The organism is Collinsella sp. AM31-2AC (assembly GCF_003469285.1).
GTDB classification, from domain to species: Bacteria; Actinomycetota; Coriobacteriia; order Coriobacteriales; family Coriobacteriaceae; genus Collinsella; species Collinsella aerofaciens_AT.
The window spans coordinates 31,936-49,582 of sequence record NZ_QSJB01000008.1 but is presented as its reverse complement, the minus strand read 5'-3'; the positions used below and the strand labels follow the sequence as shown (position 1 = coordinate 49,582).

The following is a 17,647-nucleotide window of genomic DNA, read 5'->3' as shown; positions in this document are numbered from 1 at the left end:
CAGTTTGAGAAGAAGTCGACAGTACATTTAGAAGCACCTACGTTCCTCAAAGAATCGTTAGATTAAAAGTAACAGACCGAATGAAGATGCGTGCGATGGGGGCGAGGCGAATGGCTGAGCGGTATCGATACGCTGGTTCAACGGTATTATATTGACCACATAGATTATTAACTTGCATTTCTACCCGCCCTTTTCGTAGAGTCGCCGATACGTGCTTAGCGCACCCTCGGCGCGTCCGGCAGGCTTTGCGAAATGGGATCCAGGAGACTTCGGCGCAGCATCATCTTGCGGAATGCTTCTAATGAGCCTCCCATCCTTCAAAAACAGAATCTCATCGCACAGCCTATCGACCGAATCCAAGATGTGGGATGACATGATGATGCACGTACCAGAATCGGCCAGCTTCCTGAGAATCTCGGAATGCAAGTCCACCCTGCTGGGGTCGAGCGCGTTCATGGGCTCATCTAATAGAAGGTACCGCGCGCCCGTCGCATACGCAATCGCCAGGGTAAGCTGCTGCTTCATGCCCTGGCTCAGAGTGCGGATCCTCATCTTCGCGAACTCGCCTATCTGCGTTTGTTCCACTATCTCTTCGATATCGCGAGCATGCGGCCACATATCGCAAACCATCTTGAGGTGATCTTCCGCACGCAATCCGGGATACAGCAGCGTCCCCTCACCAGGTGCATAGAAGATCATAGAACGGACCTCTCTCGCACCCGTACCCTGCACCTCATCCAGAACGATGCTCCCGTCCACGCGAGGACCCGGCAAACCTGCCATCGCACGCAGCAACGTCGTCTTTCCATGCCCGTTCGGAGCGACGAGACCGTAGACCGTACCCGGGGCAAACTCAGCGTTCACCGAATCTACGAGCACCTTCTTTCCATAAGAGATCGTCAGCGTTTGAAGGTCAATCATCGAGATCATCCCCTTTCGATCTTTGGAACACTCAGGCGCACCATCAACGGAGATACGGCGCCCAAGACCACCAGCAGAGCGCCCGATGCGCCGACGACCTCTCCAAAAGGCATCGCGTTCGTCCCTCGCCCAAGGAACCCAATCGTCCCCACCTGGGAAGCGGGATCAAACGAGGCGAATGGAGCCAGCAGCGCGACGCCCATGCCCACGCTTTCAACATGAGCGCTCAACGAACCCAACACCAAGAGAACCGCGCAAACCATTCCGGTGACAACGGGGTTGCGGCTAATCGCTGCTGTCAACGCAGCGACGACGGAAATCACGCCGTATGCCATGACCAGCAACGGAATACTGCACAACACCGCCTCCCCCACCATGGACGTTGTCGAAGCTCCCGCCCGAATGAGAGCGACGGGATACTCCGATCCACCCGCACCGTTCTTAATCACGGACACAACGACAGCGGGAACCATCGACACCAAAAGCAGCACCAAGCCAAGCAGGAGAGCCAGCGCAACAGCCGTCAGAAAACGCACATGCGCTGTTGCGGGGATCTGGAGAACCAGAAGGGAACGACACTGCAGGTGGGTGCACGCGAGCGATGTGACAACCACGGGCAACAGCAAAAATAAGGAGGGAAGCGCTGCCTGGAGATACGAAAGGAGGATTAATGGGGGCATCTTCGTACTTAACTCGTAAACCTTGGGGTCCGGCAAGCTCGCGATCGACTCAAGCAGAAGGGCGCGCGCCTCCGCACGAGAAGGAGTCTCCGGCTCGATTCCGATCGATTGCAGGAGAGTCGCATCTGCCGCGCCCAGCTCACCTCGAGCGCGCTCGTACGTCGCAAGGCTTCGAAACCCCTCCGCAGGCATAGGCGCGTACACGAAACCCGAAAGAGCATCCCGCATGTCTTCCAGGGCCGCTTTGCCCTCGACGTCCATATTCGCAGCGTTCTGCTCTAGATACCGATCTATTGAACGGAGCTCCCCATCCCTATACCGAACAGCGGAAACGTTATCAGCGTCAGGAAACATCTCGACCAGAGCCGGGGCCAGCATCGTCGTCGACATTGCAATCGCGCATACGGCGAGGGCAGGAGAACGCAGGAGCAGTTTCCCCATCGTTCTTACGTATGCAACGGCGGAGGCACAAGCGCTCGAACGAGTTGCCGTTCTCGATGCAGCGAAGGAACCTCTCTCAAGACAAATCGGGGACATCGGGCGCGCGCAGCCGCTCTTTCCAGCAACGCAAAGCAGGCTAATTGCCAGCACCTCGATCCCGATTGCGCATACGAGGGTAATCGCGCCACGCTCGAAGCAAAGTCCAGGCAGATTCACTATCTGCGTTGTCGGGTACGGGCTATAGGCGCCGACGGTCAACTCAGTGTTCGCATACGTAAGGGGATTCAACAGGGCGAACTCACGTAAAGCGATGGATCTTCCGTAATACCCGGGAACCATCGTCGCCCCCATCAGGGCACATACGAACACGATTCCAAGCGTAGGGTTATTGGCAATCTTCACGGCAAGGTGAACGACGAGCGAGATGAACGCCGCCACCAAGAATTGCAAGATGGCCGTCTGTGCGAACACCAGCCAAGCCGGTTTGATAACCGGAGTCGCATATTGAACGTAGCCTATCGGATAGAACGGCGAGCCCGGGCCATTCTTCACAAGTGCGGCGATTATCCCTGGAAGATTGACGGCGAAGACGGCAAGCATCGCAAAAACACTCGCCCATACGCTCGATGCAACAAGCCTGCCCAGCTCACCCATCGGTGCCTGGATGATGAGTTTTTCACGTTTGTTAAGACGCGCGGCAAGGAACGAGACGGCAACGGCCGTTGCGGCCCATAGCAAGTACTCCTTCGATCCGTCATAAAAGGAGTACGCTCCATCCGATACCTGCAGAAACGGAAGCAGAGGAGAGAGCGGCGCCAAGACAAGACGCCCCGCGGCAAGAGGGTACAGAAGCGCGGGCATGCTTGATGAAGAGGTATAGACGCCCTCCTCCCCCGCATTCACAAGCGCATCCGCATAGGATGCTGACAATTCCTGCTCAACACGGGTTATTCCCGACTCGAGGTATTCAACCCGTCCGTCGATGCCAGCCGCGCTCCTGAAGACGGGCAGAGCACAAAGAACCATCAACGCAACAACGGCAACACAGAGTGACCTGGAGGAGAGGAGCGACCTAAAGATTGCCTTCGAGATTTTGAGCATATTCATCGCCAACCTTAACCTCATCCAGTCGGAACAGAGGGGCCGAACAAAATGCTCGGCCCTTATTACTTGCCGGCAAAGTCAATTTAACATAAACTGTTAAAAAGTAACCTGAGTTTTTTAAATTCTTCGGAGGTTATTATGAGTTCCGACAATCGCACTCCCCGGCTTCATTCCTTCCGCATCGCATGTGCGATAGCCTCTGCGACCCTTTGCGCCACCGCCATCGCACAAGTGGCGTTCTCCTTAAAGCCAGCAATCGAAGTGCTCGACAACCCTGTAATTGCAGACTCCCCCGCGTATCCAGCCCTTGCGATCTCGACATTGATCCCTGCCGTCATCGGTATCGCTACGACCATCCTCAGCGCCGTTCTCGTGTGGACGATCAAGAGCGGAGACCCCTTCAAGAAAGGGTCTGCGACATGCTTGAAGGTGCTCGGCATTCTCTTCGTTGTTCAAGCTGCCACCAGCCTCTACGCCGGCTCACTCAAAACCTCCGTTTCGATGTTTGGCGGCGAGGGGGCCGTCGGCGCCCAAGAGATCGCTTCATCATTCGATTGGACCTCTCTGGTTCTCGGCATCGTCCTGTTCATGCTTTCCCAGCTCTTCTTGTACGCCCGAGAGCTGTACCTCGACTCCGACGAGATTGCGTAAGGAAACGCCATGCCCGTAATTGTTCGCCTCGACAAGATCATGGCCGAGCGAAAGATTTCCTCGAACGAACTTGCCGAAAGGATTGGAACCACGCCCGTGAACCTGTCCCGTATTAAAAAAGGGCATATTCGCGGCATTCGCTTCAACACACTCGAGCAGCTATGCCTCGCCCTTCGTTGCCAACCCGGAGACCTTCTCGAAGTCATGAGCGAAGAGGATGCCCGAAAGGAGTTCGGACTCGATTGGTCCGCCGAGGATTAGAGGGCGGTCGTACTCGCCCTGCACACGGGGATGCGAATCGGCGAGGTCTGCGGCCTTCGGTGGTGCGATGTGGATTTCGAGACGGGCCTGATCTCGATCAGACACTCGGTGGCGTACGCGAAGGGAATGGGTTCGTTCATCAAGGACACCAAGACCCATGACGCCAGGGGTATCCCCATCGACCCGGTCGGCCTACTCCCCTTCCTGAAGGAGACCCACGAGATCGACTGCGGAAAGCTGCGCTTGCGCGGCCTTACCGGGGCGGTCGAGATCGGGGACTGCTACATCCTGTCGGAGCCGGGCGCGACCTTCGCGACGACAAGCTATATCCGCAGGGCGTTCAAGACGTTCTCGGAGACCAACGGCCTCATGGGCACCAACGACGAGCTGATCACGTTCCACGGCCTTCGCCACACGTTCGCAACGCAGTGGATCCGCCAAGGCGGCGATATCAAGGCGCTCCAATCGATCCTCGGCCACAAGGACGCCATGGCGACGCTCAACGTCTACGCCGACATCGAGCCCATCTCCAAAATCCATAACATGCTGCGCGCCACGCCGTGCCTTTGGCGCGGGCACCTCGGGCCGAGGGTCGATCCGGGTCCCATGTTCCAACAGAGGATCCAGGAGTCCATCGAGACGCTCCAGGCGTTCGGCTACGGCATCACCGAGCCGGACGACCGAAATATCGCCATACGCGACGTGAAGACGAACAGTTGGCTCTAGCTCACCGAGTACGCGGCAGTGCTGGGCCCATCCCAACTGAGGTCACGGTGGTCCGACAGGGGCGCCGCCCGCGGCATGCGCCGCGGAGCGGTATCCCCTACCGAAGGGCGGGGATGCCCTCCGCTTCCAGTTCGGAATCAGCCGTCGGAGGCGTTCGGCTGACTGCGGGAACGGCCTGTCCGCTCAATGTGTTCGGCTGAGATCGGAAATCAACCCAACACGAGCCGGACACGCGCCAGACGGCTCTTCCCCGTGCGGCCTTCCCCCTTACGCTCATGTTGCAGGCATGTAACGCCGCAGCGAGCGCGCCTTTTTTGCGCCAGACAGGTACAATGATGAACACTGTACCGTAGCGGAGCGCCCCGCGCGCGCCGCAATCACGCGAAAGGGTTTCCCATGGCCGAGATCTCGTCCTCCCGTATCGTCATCACCGTCCTTGGCAAGAACCGCCCCGGCATCGTCGCCGGCGTCACCCGTGTCCTAGGCGAGGCCAACGTCGACATCCGCGACATCACGCAGTCCATTATCGAGGACATCTTCACCATGACCATGCTGGCCGATACCGCCGAGTCCAAGCTCGACTTCGCCGAGCTGCAGAAGGCGCTGGCCGAGGCCGGCGAGCTTTCGGGCGTCAACGTGTCCATCCAGCGCGAGGACGTCTTCAACTTTATGTACCGCCTGTAGCGAGCAAGCCGCTGGGGATAGCCTGACGCGCGCATGCCCATGCAAGTCACCCCGATGCGGCCCGGAGAGGAGCGCGCATGGCCTACGACGCCAAGAAAATCTATTACCGCTTCGATGACCACTTGAGCCGCCTGGTTCTGGATTACGAGGCGAGCCGTCAGATTTCGCCCGAAAGCGAAAACCTCTACCACGGCCTGCCGACCGACCCTTATGACGAGGACCTGTTTGTCGAGCACAATGTCAAGCGCGGCCTGCGCAATGCAGACGGTTCGGGCGTGGTCGCGGGCCTCACTCGCATCTCGGATGTGCATGGCTACAACAAGGTCGACGGTAAGGTCGTGCCCGATCAGGGCAAACTCACGCTTCGTGGCTACAGCATCGAGGATCTGGTCAACAACGCCCAGGCCGAGAATCGCTACGGCTACGAAGAGGTCGCTTATCTGCTCATTACGGGCTCTCTGCCCACCAAGGAAGAGCTTGACGGTTTTTGCGAACGTCTGGGTGCTTTTAGGCACCTGAGCGACGAATACGTCCGCGAGTTCCCCATGACCACGGTGTCGTCGAGCATCATGAATGTGCTTCAGCGCGCCGTGCTGCTGCTCTACGCCTTCGACGCCGAGCCCGACGCCATTACACCCGAGCACGAAATCGACGTCGCCATCTCCATGCTCGCCCGTCTCCCCCGCATCGCCGCCTTCGCGCATATGGCCTCGGTCGCCAAGCGCCGCGGCTCCGAGGTTCATGTACCGCACCCCACACCCGGCCTCTCCACCGCCGAGACTATCCTGCAGGTGTTGCGCGGCGGCATGGCATTCACCCGCGACGAAGCCATGCTGCTCGACGTGATGCTCATGCTGCATGCCGAGCACGGTGGCGGCAACAACTCCACGTTTGCCTGCCGCGTGCTGTCCTCCTCGGCCACCGACCCGTATTCCGCCTACGCCGCGGCTATCGGCTCGCTCAAGGGCCCGCGCCACGGTGGTGCCAATGCCAAGGTCGTGTCTATGCACGAGGACATCCGCGCGCATGTCTCCAACTGGGAGGACGAGGACGAGGTCGCAGCTTACCTGGGCAAGATCCTCGACAAGCAGGCCTTCGACGGCACGGGTCTCATCTACGGTATGGGACATGCCGTCTACACGCTCAGCGATCCGCGCGCCGAGGTCTGCCGCCACTACGCGCGCACGCTGGCCGCCAAGAAGGACCTGGGCGAAGAGTTCGCGCTCATCGAGCGCATTGAGCGCCTAGCGCCGCAGGTGATGCGCGACCACGGCATGACCAAGCCCATCTGTGCCAACATCGACCTGTATACAGGCTTTATCTACAAGATGCTCGGCGTGCCCGAGACGCTCTTTACGCCACTGTTCGCCGTCGCACGCATGGCAGGCTGGTCGGCGCACCGCATGGAAGAGCTCTTCTGCGCGCACCGCATCATCCGCCCGGCATACCGTCCGGTGATCGAGCCGCTGGAGTACAAGCCGCTCGCCGACCGCTAGGACGCGGACCGTTATAGAACCCGAGCGTGGCCAGGGCATCACCGCCCTCGGCCACGCTTTTTATGCCAGTAGAAAGGGCTGCATCGAATGATTGTGTTTTCCGATATGGATGGAACGCTGCTGACAAGCGATAAGCAGATGAGCGATGCCACCTGGGCGATGCTCGACGAGCTCGCACGTCGTGGCATCGAGTTTGTTCCCTGCACGGGACGTCCACTGTCGGGCATCTTTGAGCCCATTCTCGCCCATCCCGCCGTGCATTACGCGGTCTGTGCCAACGGCGCCAGCGTCTGGCAGCTCGACGAGGATACGCCCACCGACGCCTCGCGCGCCACGTGCATCTTGAGCCGTCCGCTCGACCGTGGCATTGCCCACCGCATCCATCGCATTGCCGCCGGCCACGATGTGACCTTCGATATCTTCGCGGATGGGCAGTGCTTCCTCCCCCGCTCGCTCTACACGCGCCTGGATGAGTTCTGTGGCGGCGACCCCCACATCGCGGCTTCGCTCAAGCGCACACGAACGCCGATCGACATGAATATCGACAGCAAGATCGACGAGGTCGAGACGCTCGAACGCATCGCTATGTACTGGCACGACCCCGCCGATCGCGACGCCATCGCGGCGGCGCTCGACACGCTCGGAGGCATTGAGGTCACGCGTTCGTACGCCATGAATATCGAGGTTATGGGCGAAGGCGCCACCAAGGGAACGGCCCTCACGTGGCTGTGTGAGCATCTGGGCGAGCGTCTCGCCGACGCCTGGGCGTTCGGCGACAACATCAACGACATCCCCATGCTGCAGGCAGCGGGCCATGGCATGGCCATGATCAACGCCGAGCCCGAAGATCGCGAGGCCGCCGACGCCATCACCGAATACGACAACGACCACGACGGCGTCGCCCGCACCATCATGGCCGCCCTCGCCTAGTCATTGGTCAGTCATTGGGGACGTTCTTAAACGACTAGTCACTGGGGACACTCTTCGCAAAAAGCTGCAAGGACTGTCCCCCCACTGTCGGCAGAAAAGGAACGTCCCCATCTGCCGGATTAGGAGAGACTCTCCAGCACGCGACGGAGCTCCTGCTGGACGGCGTGGTCGCGGTTACAACCCACCACGCGATCGGCCACCGCCTTAAGCGCGGGGCGCGCGTTTTCCATCGCGCAGCCCGTGCCGACAAAGCGAATGATCTCGTAGTCGTTCATCGAGTCGCCAAACGCCATGACCTCGTCGCGACCAATGCCGTAATGCTCCGCGAGCTGCGCGATACCCGAGGCCTTCGACACACCGGGCTGCATGGCATCGATCCACGCGTTGCCCGAAGGCGCAAAAGTAAAGAGCTGACCAAGTTCGCGCTGTAGCACGTACGCACTGTCCATAACCGCACTGTCGTCGCAAAAGATACTCGCTTTGATGATATTTACGCTGGGATCGGGCAGCTCCCAAATACGCTCGGCATTGGGAAGGTCCTTATCGACCTCACGCACGAACTTGCACTCGTCATCGAGCAGGAAGGACTTGGTTCGGTCAAAGAGCGCAAGATGCAGATTGGGAAACGTCCTGACGGCTTGGGCGAGCCTTCGAATCGCCAGGTGGGAATACACCTCACGGTCTACCATCTTACCGTCGGCGTAGACTTGGGCGCCGTTAGCGGCGACAAAGTCCATCTTGTCGCGAACGGGCGCAAAGAACTCGCACAGGCGATCGTAGCGACGACCTGACGATGCGGCGAAATGCACGCCATGCTCGTGTAGCGCCAGAATCAGTTCGTAGGTCTCGGGAGGCACCTGGCCGTTTTCGTCAAGCAACGTGCCGTCCATATCGGATGCAATCAGTTTAAACATAGAAAAGCTCCCTTCGGGCTTGTTGGAATCGAACGTGTATCCGATTCCAACGTACCCAAAGGGAGCTCAAATAAGACCCCGCAGTCATAAACGTTACATAGACCTGGCAAATAGCTCACGCGCCAGAGAGCCCACGGTCGCGGCGTCAGGAGACACGTCAAAGAGTGTCCCCGATGACTAGTCGTTTAAGAACGTCCCCGATGACTAGTCGGCGTAGGTGAAGGTGGTGACGTCGAACATGCCCTCGGGGCGGATGCGGAGCGTCGGAATCACCGGCAGGGGCAGGAAGATGATGCCCATGATGGGGTCGAGCGGCGGCTCGATGCCCATGGCGCGCGCCTTGACCATAAAGTCGTCGTGCTGCGCGGCGACATCCTCGGCCGTGCCCTCGCTCATCAGGCCACCGAGCGCCAGCGGAATGCGCGCCACGACCTCGCCGTTGCGCACCAGCACGTGACCACCCTGGCCCACGGCCTCAACGGCAGCCATCATATCGGCAGCGTTATCGCCCACGACGCACACGTTGTGCGAGTCGTGGCCGATCGTCGAGGCGATGGCACCGCCCGTGATGGTAAAGCCGCGTACCCAGCCGCGACCGATGTGCTTGCCAACAAGACCCAGGCCCGCAGGACCATCACCGTCGGCGCCCTCGGCCTGCAGTGACACGCCGCGGCCGTGGCGCTCGATCAGCATAATGCGGCGCAGGCCCTCGGCGCTCTCGGGGCGAGCCATACCCGTGATGGCCTTACCCGGCACCACGTCGATCACGGCCTCGCCCGGCTTAAAGGCATAGTCGAATACGTCGAGCGAAAGCTTCGGCAGCTTAACGGAGGCGCGCAGCTCATCGGCAAGCGCCGCAACCTCGGCCATCTCGGGTGCGATCTCGCCCACAAAGGTGCCGTCCTGCGCCACCAGAGCACCGGCGGCATATACGCGATGCGGCGCCGTGGCAAACGTCAGGTCGTTGAGCACCAGCAGGTCGGCACGCTTGCCCGGGGCAATCGCACCACGCAGCTCGTGCGGGTCGCGGCAGCCGTGATCCAGGCCAAACGCCTCGGCCGTGGAGAGGGACGCCATAGAGATAGCGACCACGGGGTCGATACCGGCCTCGATGGCCACGCGGCAGGCATTGTCGATCATGCCGGTCGAAAGAGCATCGGAGGGAGCGCGGTCGTCGGTCGCAAAGCAGCAGCGGCGGGCGCGGGCAGGGTTCTCCAGCAGCATCGGAGACAAATTGGCCAGGTCGTGGCTGCACGTGCCCTCACGCAGCATCACATACATGCCGCGGGACAGCTTGTCGAGCGCCTCCTCGGGAATCGTCGACTCGTGGTCGGCGATAATGCCCGCTGCGGCATAGGCGTTGAGGTCCATACCGGCAACGAGCGGCGCGTGGCCGTCAACCTGCTTGGACGGCGTCTGGTTGGCAGCATCGATGCGGGCACAGGTCTCGGGGTCGGCCATAAAGACGCCCGGCAGGTTCATCATTTCGCCCAGACCAAAGACATCGCCCGGATGCTCGGCAAAAAACGCCTGCATGTCAGCGGCGGTAATCACAGCGCCCGCTTGCTCGTCGGGCAGTGCGGGCACGCACGAAGGCATCATGTACTTGATGGAGATGGGCGCACGACGACCATCCTCGATCATAAAGCGCAGGCCGTCGAGACCGGCAACATTGGCAATCTCGTGGCTGTCGGCAATGGCGGTGGTAGTACCGCGCGTCGCGGCCATGCGAGCATACTCGGCGGGACGGATGTTCGAGGACTCAATGTGCAGATGCCCGTCAATAAAACCGGGAGCGAGATAGCGACCCTGGCAGTCGACGACCTCAGTTGCCTCGTAGGTGCCAGCGGCATCGTCGCGACCATCGTAGAGCACGCCGACGATCACACCGTCCTTGACGGCAACGCTACCGGGCGCCACACGCTGGCCATACACGTCGACGATCTGCGCATTGGTAAACAGCGTGTCGACGGGCACGCGGCCCTCGGCGGCCTCGATCACAGACCTCATGACCTCAACGGACATACATTCTCCTTTAACCGTAGAAAACAGCTGCGGAGCGGACAGGCCTTCACCGCAGCAAGACAATAGCCATTGTATGCCCAAAAGAAAGTCCCGCTAACACCCCTTCCGCTTAACGGCACACGCCGCTTGGCGCAATGGGGACAGGTTGCTTTGTACCAATGACAAGGAGTGTCCCAAAGTGCCGGCACAAAAGGAACGTCCCCAAGTGCCGCAAAATGATGAGAGTGGATAATCTCCCACTTTGAACCCCAAAGCAGGCCAAAAACGGAAGATTATCCACTCTCATTCTGTGGGCACTCATTTAAGTCTGTCCCCAATGAGTGCACCCAACTGCCACCTACAACAACGGAAGCGCCGATGTCTTGGCAACGACAGCGAAAACCCGCCAGAGCGAGCAAGGTGCCTTGAAACGAGGCGGCATTGACCTTCTGGTCATGCCGCCGAAGTTGAAAGGCAGATTGCCGCTCTGGCGGGTTTGCAGCGTCAACCGGTTACGCGGTTTGGTAAAACCGCGTAACTAAACCAACTTAAAGCCCTTGCGCTTGCCCACGGAGAGGGTGTCGCCCAGCTTGAGGGCGCTCGGATCGATGTTGTAGCTCTTGGGAGCCACAGCCTTGCCGTTGATCTTGACGCCGCCGCCGTCGATGTCGCGGCGGGCCTGACCGGCGCTGGCCGAAAGGCCCAGGTCCTTGAGCAGGCCGGCGAGGTAAATCTGGCCCTCGTCGTTGACGGTCAGCTCAACGTGCTTCTCGGGGAAGTCGGCAAGCTGGCCCTCCTTGAACACACGGTCGAACTCGGCCTGGGCCTCGTCGCCGGCGCCGGCGCCGTGGTAGGTATCGCACAGGTCGCGGCCCAGAGCGCGCTTGAGCTCGTAGGGGTCGACAGAACCGTCGGCCAGGGCGGCGTCGATCTTGTCGACCTCGGCCGGAGCGAGCGAGCTGGCCAGACGATAGTACTTGCCGATCATCTCGTCGGGGATGGACATGGTCTTGCCGAACATATCCTTGGGAGCGTCGGTCAGGCCGATGTAGTTGCCATAGGACTTGGACATCTTGCGCACGCCGTCGGTGCCCTCGAGCAGCGGCATGGTGAGCGCAATCTGCGGCTCCATGCCCATCTTCTCCATGAGCTCGCGGCCGGCGAGCAGGTTGAAGAGCTGGTCGGTGCCGCCCATCTCGACGTCGGCCTTGATCTGAACGGAGTCGAAGGCCTGCATCACGGGGTACAGAAACTCGTGCAGGGCAATCGGCGTCTGGGACTGGTAGCGCTTGGTAAAGTCGTCGCGCTCAAGGATGCGGGCGACGGTGAACTTGGAGCACACCTGCAGCAGGCCGGCCAGGTCCATCGACAAGATCCAGTCGCCGTTATGCACGATGGTGGTCTTCTCGGGGTCCAGAATCTTCATGGCCTGGCTCACGTAGGTCTCGGCGTTGGCCTCGATCTGCTCCTGCGAAAGCTGCGGACGCGTGGAGTTCTTGCCCGAGGGGTCGCCGATCAGCGCGGTGCCGTTGCCGATGATGAGGGTGACGTTGTGGCCCAGGTCCTGGAACTGACGCATCTTGCGCAGGGGCACGGCATGGCCCAGGTGCAGGTCGGGGCTGGTGGGATCGACGCCGAGCTTGATGTTGAGGGGCTCGCCCTTCTCAAGCTTCTTGCGAAGGTCGGCCTCGGGGACGATCTGCGCTGCACCCGAGGTGATGATACGCATTTGCTCGTCAACAGACAGCATTGGGTATCCTCCTTTTGCTATAGCACCCTCGCCGAAAACGGCGGTGCTGGAAGTCCATAAACTCTCTTATGATAACAAACTGACGCGACGCGGCACTTACGACAGGAAAATCCTCGTCCTGCCGCATGCGTCAATGGCAACTGGCAGACGTGTACCGTCACGCTCGACCAGATAGCGTACCTGCCGACGACGCAAGCAGTCGCGGCAACGGACCTGTCCCGTCGCATCGGTGGCGCAGACGCCCTCGGCGGTCAGCAGGCAGTGCTCGCACACCATGAGCTCGGGGCAATCGGCATCGACAGGGCTCAGAACACCAGGTTCGGCCGTCAGTTCGGCAATACGCTCCGCATCATTGCCGAGCAACTCGGCCGGCAAGTACACCCGCCCCGCACCGAGTCCGCGCAGCCAGGTAAGCGTGGCCCGATTCGCGCAGAACACCGGCGCCGCCACGTCAAACGTCACGCCCAGCTCGCGAGCAATCACCACCTGTCCCAGGTTGCGGCAGACGACGCGCCCGGCACGCTGCATCAGCGAGCGGGTCCGGTCAGCGTCACCCGTGCGGCACACCTCGTCAAGCACCACAACGGTGTCGGACAAATCGAGTTCTCTGCGCGGGTCGGTATCCATCAGCTGCCAAGCAAAAACCATGCGAGCGGGAACCGCGCACTCCACCAACTCCGGCGACGCACCGCTATCCACCGCAACGTCCTCAAAGGGCAGCACCTCAACGGCACGCGCAACGGGCGCAATCGCATCCGCCTCGGCCCGCATGCGCTCCAACACCGCCGCCGTCTGATCCAACACGCCGGCGCTACGAATCAGGTATACCTCGCAGCCCGCGTCCATCTTACGCTTGCAATGCACGACGACGCGCTTCCCCGCTGCGGCATCCACCGGGCAGGGCACCTGCGGCCAGCGCTTGGGCACATCGGGACGCGCGTCGACACCCGGGTAAAATCGGATTTCGAGCGTATCGCCCGCCGCCACGGCGGCATCAAGCTCAACCGTCACCTCTTCGTGACCCACCGCCACCAAGTGGCCCACGCGCACGCCCTGGTTGATCGCGCGCTCAAAGCTCATGAGCTCGGCACCCGAACGACCCCGCAGGTAAGCATCGGTAAACCCACGGTTAAACGACCTTCCCAGCTCGCGTTCAAGCTCTTCCACGGCACCGGAGTCCCACGCGCCGTCGCACAGCATATCGAGTGCCCGACGCCACACCCTCACCACGTTGAATACGTAATCGGGATTCTTCATGCGTCCCTCGATCTTGAGCGATGCCACGCCGGTGGCAACAAGCTCGGGCAGGTGCGCGATACCCAGATAGTCACGCGGACAAAGCAGGCGGTCTCCCTCGACGGCAACAACACTCTGCCCCGCCTCGTCCACTAGGTCGTACGCCAGACGGCACGGCTGCGTGCAGTCGCCGCGCATCGCCGAGCGCCCACGCCGCAAGGCCGAGAACTCGCACGCCCCCGAATAGCCGATGCAAATCGCACCGTGGCAGAATACCTCGATGGGCACGCCCGTGGCACATAGCGCCGCAATCTCGTCGACCGTCAGCTCGCGTGCCGTCGTCACGCGCTCGACCCCCAGCTCATCGGCGGCAAGCCGCACGGCACCCTCGCTATGAGCGCCCGCCTGCGTGGACAGGTGAATCTCGACCCCGGGAATCGCCGCGCGCAGCGCACAGGCCAACCCGGCATCGGCGACAATCAGAGCATCGGCGCCCAGCTCCAGTGCATGAGCTCCCAACGCCACCGCGTCGGACAACTCATCGTCAAACACGAACACGTTGAGCGTTACGTACACACGCACGCCATGGGCATGCGCCACGGCGCAGCCGCGCGCAAACTCGTTATCCGTAAAGCCATGGGCGCTCACACGGGCGTTAAAGCCGCCCAACCCCGCATAGATGGCATCGGCACCCGCGGCGATGGCCGCAAGCATCTGGTCGAGTCCGCCCGCCGGCGCCAGCAGCTCGGGCAGCGCCGCACCGGCAGCATCCAATCCAGTCTCGTATTGTCCGCTCGGCCCCATCGTCCGAATCGCCATCGACAAACTCCTTACCAAGGTATGCATTCACTCTGAAAAATGCCGTCTTCCAGCATACACGAGGCCTCGCGCGCCCCGTTTGGTTTATCGTGTAATAACTTATGTCCATCCTGCCCCGACGGCACATCCACCGTCCGGCACGACATACCTGGAGGTCAATATATGGGTCCTCGCCAACGACAGGGACGCAGCCGTTCAAAGACGCATGCTCTGCCCATAATCCTGCTCTCGTTTTTGGGCTTTCTGCTGATTGCGGGCGTGGCATTTGGCATCGGCATGGTCGGCAACGTCAACCGCTGGCTGTCCGATCTGCCCGACTACACCGACGCCAACGCGTATCTGGTGAGCGAGCCCACCGAGATCGTCGACTGCAACGGCAACAAGATCGCGAGCTTCTACACGCAAAACCGCAAGTCTATCACCAAGGACGAGGTCTCCCCCTACGTGCTGCAGGGCACCGTTGACGTCGAGGACGAGCGCTTCTACGAGCACGGCGGTATCGACCTGTGGGGTATCGCGCGTGCTGCGGTGGCAACCCTCGGTGGCGGGCACGAAGGCGCCTCGACTATCACCCAGCAGCTTGTGCGCAACACCATCCTGCAGGAGGAGCAGTTCGACTCGACCATTGAGCGTAAGGTGCGCGAGGCCTACATCGCCATCAAGATGGAGGACATGTACTCCAAAGACGAGATCCTCATGATGTACCTCAACACCATCTATTACGGCCACGGCGCCTACGGCATCGAGGCCGCAGCCGAGACCTATCTGTCCAAGAGCGCCGCCGACCTCACCCTCAGCGAGGCCGCGCTGCTCATCGGCCTTCCCAACTCGCCTTCGCAGTACGACCCCACGGTCAACCCCGATCTGGCACTGTCTCGCCGCAACAAGGTTCTCGACAACATGCTGCGCCTGGGCCACATCACCCAGGAGGAGCACGATGCCGCACAGGCCGAGCCCATCACCCTCAACGTGACCGAAATCTCGGGCAGCGGCGTCGACGTATACTCGCAGCCCTACTTTGTCTCCTACGTCAAGCAGCTACTGGAGCAGGAGTTCTCGACCGACGTGCTCTTTAAGGGCGGCCTGACCGTCAAGACCACCATCGACCCCACGATGCAGCAGGTGGCAGAGAATGCCGTCCGCGAGCAGCTCGACACGCTCTCGCTTGACGGCCTGGACATGGGCATGGTCGTCGTCGACCCCAAGACCGGCTACATCAAGTGCATGGTGGGCGGCTACGACTACAACGCCGACGAGAACCACGTAAACCATGCCACGGCCAAGCGTCCCGTCGGCTCCACCTTTAAGGCCTTTACGCTGGCAACTGCCATCCAAAACGGCATGAACCCCAACGTCACCCTCAACTGCAACTCGCCGCTCAAGGCCAAGGGCACCACAACCGAGGTACAAAACTACGCCAACCAGAGCTATGGCAACATCACGCTTAAGCAGGCGACGGCATACTCCTCCAACACCGGCTACATCCAGGTGGCGGAAGCCGTCGGCAACAGCAAGATCATCTCGCTCGTCAAAAAGCTCGGCATCGACCCCGCCAAGGACAACATCGAGGACGTTCCCGTCATGACCCTCGGCACCGGCTCGATCTCGCCGCTCGAGATGGCCGCCGCCTACGCGACGTTTGCCAACGGCGGCTACTATCGCCAGCCGATCGCCATCACCGAGATTGACTCTCGTACCGGTTCGGTGCTGTACCAGCACACCGACAATCCCTCACAGGTGCTTACCGAGGGCGAGGCCGCCGCGGTCACCGATGTTCTGTCCGGCGTCATGAAGGGCAGCGGTACGGGTGCTGCCGGCGCCCTGAGTGTCAACCAGCCCTATGCCGGCAAGACGGGCACCACCGACAACACCACCAACCTGTGGTTCTGCGGCTATACCCCGCAGCTGGCATGCGCCCTGTGGACCGGCTATTCCGCGGGCGAGATCCCCATCCAAAAGTACGGCACGGACCTGCTGGGAGACAGCACCAACCTGCCTGTCTTTAAGCGGTTTATGAACACCGTTCTGACCGGTACCGAGCGCGAGGAGTTTGCGACCGGAACGGCGCCCACCTACAAGAACAACAGCGTCTGGAAGTTCTACGGCACCAACAACACCAAGAAGTCGGAGAACGACGACAAGGACAAGGACGAAGAGGAAGAGGAAGAGGAAACCACCACAACGACTACCACGACGACCACGACCACCGAGACCACGGGCGGCGACACCACCGGCGGCACCGGTACGACCGGTGGCTCGACGGGCGGCTCCACTGGTGGTTCGACCGGCGGCGATGGCGGCACGCCTACGCCTACGCCCACTCCCGACCCCTCGCCCACGCCTGACGATACGGTCGGCTAAGAAGTACGCGACTAAAGCCAACAAGGCCCCGAGCAGCTTATTGAACTGCTCGGGGCCTTTTAGTTTGAAGCGACCTGGTGGGCGGTCTTTATACCGGCAAACAAAAAGAGGTACCGACCAACGTCGATACCCCTTACAAGCCACTATGTCAGCGCACACAATGCCGAGCGCACGACCCGCACACCTACTTGCGAGAATTGCTCAACTTATTGATCAGCGCCTCGAGACGCTCGCCGTCCTCGGCCGTCTGGGCAATAACCAAAATCGTATCGTTGCCGGCAAGCGAGCCAAGCACATCGGGCAACTCTGCCGCATCAACGGCGGCGGCGATGCCGGAAGCCGTGCCAGGCTGAGCCTTGATCATAACCAGATTATCGGTACGCAGAACGCCCGTTACGAGCTCGGAAACCATACGCTGCAGGTGCAAGTCCTCTGCCAGAACATAGATGCCCTCAGGGAGCTTACGCAGCCCCATGTCGGCAATATCGCGAGAGACAGTCGCCTGCGTGCAATCAAAGCCCATAGCACGGAGCTCATCAACCAGCACGCGCTGCGTGCGGACATCCTTATTGCGCACAATATCTCTAATGGCATCCTGGCGCCCATTGCGTTTTTTAGCCATACAAACCCTCTCTCCAAAAGATGGCGGAGACAATCAATCAGTGATTG

At 60.8% G+C, this 17,647-nt stretch carries 14 protein-coding genes; 7 read left to right on the top strand and 7 right to left on the bottom strand.

Annotation, left to right across the window (positions count from 1 at the left end; genetic code table 11):
* Positions 1-180 precede the first annotated feature (180 nt).
* Together DW796_RS05070 and DW796_RS05065 are read right to left on the bottom strand one after the other, a co-directional pair.
* The gene (locus DW796_RS05070) at positions 181-921 is read right to left on the bottom strand and encodes an ATP-binding cassette domain-containing protein (RefSeq protein ID WP_117769450.1); all 741 of its coding nucleotides are present in this window, start codon (positions 919-921) and stop codon (positions 181-183) included.
* Positions 922-926: 5 nt separating this feature from the next.
* Complete coding sequence (locus DW796_RS05065) at positions 927-3,149, bottom strand: hypothetical protein (RefSeq protein ID WP_118094467.1); 2,223 nt, start codon at positions 3,147-3,149, stop codon at positions 927-929.
* A gap of 135 nt (positions 3,150-3,284) precedes the next feature.
* Here DW796_RS05065 and DW796_RS05060 point away from each other — a divergent pair, with 135 nt between their 5' ends.
* The 6 genes from DW796_RS05060 (at position 3,285) to DW796_RS05035 (ending at position 7,894) form a co-directional block, all read left to right on the top strand.
* Entirely contained in the window at positions 3,285-3,797 is a 513-nt protein-coding gene (locus DW796_RS05060) for a DUF2975 domain-containing protein (RefSeq protein ID WP_117758840.1), read from the top strand.
* 9 nt (positions 3,798-3,806) lie between these two features.
* Complete coding sequence (locus tag DW796_RS05055) at positions 3,807-4,058, top strand: helix-turn-helix transcriptional regulator (protein WP_006235292.1); 252 nt, start codon at positions 3,807-3,809, stop codon at positions 4,056-4,058.
* Between the two features lie 18 nt (positions 4,059-4,076).
* Positions 4,077-4,784, top strand: a complete 708-nt coding sequence (locus DW796_RS05050) for a site-specific integrase (protein ID WP_255360342.1) — start codon at positions 4,077-4,079, stop codon at positions 4,782-4,784.
* A gap of 396 nt (positions 4,785-5,180) precedes the next feature.
* Entirely contained in the window at positions 5,181-5,468 is a 288-nt protein-coding gene (locus DW796_RS05045; protein WP_006235289.1) for an ACT domain-containing protein, read from the top strand.
* 77 nt (positions 5,469-5,545) lie between these two features.
* Entirely contained in the window at positions 5,546-6,964 is a 1,419-nt protein-coding gene (locus DW796_RS05040; protein ID WP_118094466.1) for a citrate synthase, read from the top strand.
* Positions 6,965-7,051: 87 nt separating this feature from the next.
* Positions 7,052-7,894, top strand: a complete 843-nt coding sequence (locus DW796_RS05035) for a Cof-type HAD-IIB family hydrolase (protein WP_118094465.1) — start codon at positions 7,052-7,054, stop codon at positions 7,892-7,894.
* 119 nt (positions 7,895-8,013) lie between these two features.
* On the opposite strand, the gene DW796_RS05030 is transcribed toward DW796_RS05035, so the two are convergent.
* The 4 genes from DW796_RS05030 to DW796_RS05015 form a co-directional block, all read right to left on the bottom strand.
* On the bottom strand, positions 8,014-8,808 hold the full coding sequence (locus DW796_RS05030; RefSeq protein WP_006235286.1) for a Cof-type HAD-IIB family hydrolase: 795 nt from the start codon (positions 8,806-8,808) through the stop codon (positions 8,014-8,016).
* Positions 8,809-9,012: 204 nt separating this feature from the next.
* Positions 9,013-10,833 (bottom strand): adenine deaminase, encoded by a 1,821-nt coding sequence (locus DW796_RS05025; protein WP_118094464.1) that lies wholly within the window; start codon positions 10,831-10,833, stop codon positions 9,013-9,015.
* Between the two features lie 517 nt (positions 10,834-11,350).
* Positions 11,351-12,562, bottom strand: a complete 1,212-nt coding sequence (gene tyrS, locus DW796_RS05020; protein ID WP_118094463.1) for a tyrosine--tRNA ligase — start codon at positions 12,560-12,562, stop codon at positions 11,351-11,353.
* A 96-nt stretch (positions 12,563-12,658) separates the two neighbouring features.
* A complete protein-coding gene (locus DW796_RS05015; protein ID WP_158567695.1) occupies positions 12,659-14,617 on the bottom strand; it encodes a U32 family peptidase in 1,959 nt (652 codons plus the stop codon).
* A 162-nt stretch (positions 14,618-14,779) separates the two neighbouring features.
* Between DW796_RS05015 and DW796_RS05010 the strand changes: the two genes are divergently transcribed.
* Positions 14,780-16,978, top strand: a complete 2,199-nt coding sequence (locus tag DW796_RS05010; protein WP_117583036.1) for a transglycosylase domain-containing protein — start codon at positions 14,780-14,782, stop codon at positions 16,976-16,978.
* Positions 16,979-17,162: 184 nt separating this feature from the next.
* On the opposite strand, the gene DW796_RS05005 is transcribed toward DW796_RS05010, so the two are convergent.
* Complete coding sequence (locus DW796_RS05005; protein ID WP_006235280.1) at positions 17,163-17,600, bottom strand: arginine repressor; 438 nt, start codon at positions 17,598-17,600, stop codon at positions 17,163-17,165.
* Between the last annotated feature and the right edge of the window lie 47 nt (positions 17,601-17,647).